The sequence below is a fragment of the Nonomuraea cavernae genome (assembly GCF_014646355.1).
GTDB lineage: Bacteria > Actinomycetota > Actinomycetes > Streptosporangiales > Streptosporangiaceae > Nonomuraea > Nonomuraea cavernae.
On sequence record NZ_BMNH01000062.1, the window covers coordinates 1 to 3,173 of the forward strand.

Consider the following 3,173-nt stretch of genomic DNA (forward strand, 5'->3'; position numbering starts at 1 on the left):
GTCAAGTCCTCGGCCTATTAGTACCGGTCAGCTCCACACGTTACCATGCTTCCACCTCCGGCCTATCAACCCGGTCGTCTACCGGGAGCCTTACCCACTCTCGTGGTGGGAGACCTCATCTCAAGGCGAGCTTCCCGCTTAGATGCTTTCAGCGGTTATCCCTTCCGAACGTAGCCAACCAGCCGTGCACCTGGCGGTACAACTGGCACACCAGAGGTTCGTCCGTCCCGGTCCTCTCGTACTAGGGACAGCCCCTTTCAAGTCTCCTGCGCGCGCAGCGGATAGGGACCGAACTGTCTCGCGACGTTCTAAACCCAGCTCGCGTACCGCTTTAATGGGCGAACAGCCCAACCCTTGGGACCTACTCCAGCCCCAGGATGCGACGAGCCGACATCGAGGTGCCAAACCATCCCGTCGATATGGACTCTTGGGGAAGATCAGCCTGTTATCCCCGGGGTACCTTTTAGCCGTTGAGCGACACCGCTTCCACACGCCGATGCCGGATCACTAGTCCCAGCTTTCGCTCCTGCTCGACCCGTCAGTCTCACAGTCAAGCTCCCTTGTGCACTTACACTCAACACCTGATTGCCAACCAGGCTGAGGGAACCTTTGGGCGCCTCCGTTACCCTTTAGGAGGCAACCGCCCCAGTTAAACTACCCACCAGACACTGTCCCCGATCCGGATCACGGACCAGAGTTAGACGTTCAAAACGACCAGAGTGGTATTTCACCAATGACTCCACCCGAACTAGCGTCCGAGCTTCCCAGTCTCCCACCTATCCTACACAAGACGCTCCAAACGCCAATGTCAAGCTGTAGTGAAGGTCCCGGGGTCTTTCCGTCCTGCTGCGCGAAACGAGCATCTTTACTCGTAGTGCAATTTCGCCGGGTCTGTGGTTGAGACAGCGGGGAAGTCGTTACGCCATTCGTGCAGGTCGGAACTTACCCGACAAGGAATTTCGCTACCTTAGGATGGTTATAGTTACCACCGCCGTTTACCGGCGCTTAAGTTCTCACCTTCGCACGATCACTCGCGCTAAGCGGTCCCCTTAACGTTCCGGCACCGGGCAGGCGTCAGTCCGTATACATCGTCTTACGACTTCGCACGGACCTGTGTTTTTAGTAAACAGTCGCTTCCCCCTGGCCACTGCGACCCCCACCAGCTCCAAGCGCAAGGCCTATCACCAGCAGAGGTCCCCCTTCTCCCGAAGTTACGGGGGCAATTTGCCGAGTTCCTTAACCACAGTTCACCCGATCGCCTTGGTATTCTCTACCTGACCACCTGAGTCGGTTTAGGGTACGGGCCGCCACAACACTCACTAGAGGCTTTTCTCGGCAGCATAGGATCATCCACTTCACCACAATCGGCTCGGCATCACATCTCAGGATCAACGTGAGGCGGATTTACCTACCCCACTCCCTACATGCTTACCCCAGGACTACCATCGCCTGGGCTGGACTACCTTCCTGCGTCACCCCATCGCTTACCTACTACCCGATCGGATCGAGCGTTCAGCCTCACCCCCACTCCGAAGAGCGAAGGGACTTAAGGACTCTTAGCATCACGAGGTTCGATATGGGCGCATTGAAGCGGGTACGGGAATATCAACCCGTTGTCCATCGACTACGCCTGTCGGCCTCGCCTTAGGTCCCGACTTACCCTGGGCGGATTAGCCTGGCCCAGGAACCCTTGGTCATCCGGCGCGAGGGTTTCCCACCCTCGATTCGCTACTCATGCCTGCATTCTCACTCGCACAGCCTCCACGACTAGATCACTCTGCCGCTTCACCGGCTGCACGACGCTCCCCTACCCACCAACACAGACGAATCTGCATCAGTGCCACGACTTCGGCGGTGTACTTGAGCCCCGCTACATTGTCGGCGCGGAATCACTTGACCAGTGAGCTATTACGCACTCTTTCAAGGGTGGCTGCTTCTAAGCCAACCTCCTGGTTGTCTCTGCGACTCCACATCCTTTCCCACTTAGCACACGCTTAGGGGCCTTAGTCGGTGATCTGGGCTGTTTCCCTCTCGACTACGAACCTTATCGCCCGCAGTCTCACTGCCACGCTCTCACTTACCGGCATTCGGAGTTTGGCTGACGTCAGTAACCTTGTCGGGCCCATCGGCCATCCAGTGCTCTACCTCCGGCAAGAAACACGCAACGCTGCACCTAAATGCATTTCGGGGAGAACCAGCTATCACGGAGTTTGATTGGCCTTTCACCCCTACACACAGGTCATCCCCCAGGTTTTCAACCCTGGTGGGTTCGGTCCTCCACCCAGTCTTACCTGAGCTTCAACCTGCCCATGCGTAGATCACTCCGCTTCGGGTCTACAGCATGCGACTCAAACGCCCTCTTCAGACTCGCTTTCGCTACGGCTCCCCCACACGGGTTAACCTCGCCACACACCATAACTCGCAGGCTCATTCTTCAAAAGGCACGCAGTCACATCACACAAGGACCGAAATCCTCGTAAGCTCCTACGGCTTGTAGGCACACGGTTTCAGGTACTCTTTCACGACCCCTCACCGGGGCACTTTTCACCTTTCCCTCACGGTACTCGTGCACTATCGGTCATCAGGGAGTATTTAGGCTTACCAGGTGGTCCTGGCAGATTCACACAGGATTTCTCGGGCCCCGTGCTACTTGGGATCCCCTCAAACAGTCCATCCGATTTCGCCTACCCGGCTCTCACGGTCTACGGCGCCCCTTCCCAGAGGCTTCAACTATCAGACGGATTTCTCACTGTTCGAAGAAGCGGCAGCCCCTTCAAGAAGGTCCCACGACCCCGAACGTGCAACGCCTGCCGGCTATCACACACGCCCGGTTTAGCCTCATCCGCTTTCGCTCACCACTACTCACGGAATCACTCTTGTTTTCTCTTCCTACGGGTACTGAGATGTTTCACTTCCCCGCGTTACCACCAACCGCCCTATACATTCAGGCGGAGGCAACACCACATGACTGGTGCTAGGTTTCCCCATTCGGACATCCCCGGATCAACGTCTGGTTGGCGACTCCCCGAGGCTTAACGCAGCCTCCCACGTCCTTCATCGGCTCCTGATGCCAAGGCATCCACCGTGTGCCCTAAAAAACTTGGCCACAAAGATGCTCGCGTCCACTATGCAAATCTCAAACAACAAACAGCGACCGACCCACCCCACCACCA

General features: G+C 57.0%; 1 rRNA gene. It reads right to left on the reverse strand.

From position 1 onward, the window contains the following. A 23S ribosomal RNA gene (locus IEY82_RS38665) occupies positions 1–3,103 on the reverse strand. Between the last annotated feature and the right edge of the window lie 70 nt (positions 3,104–3,173).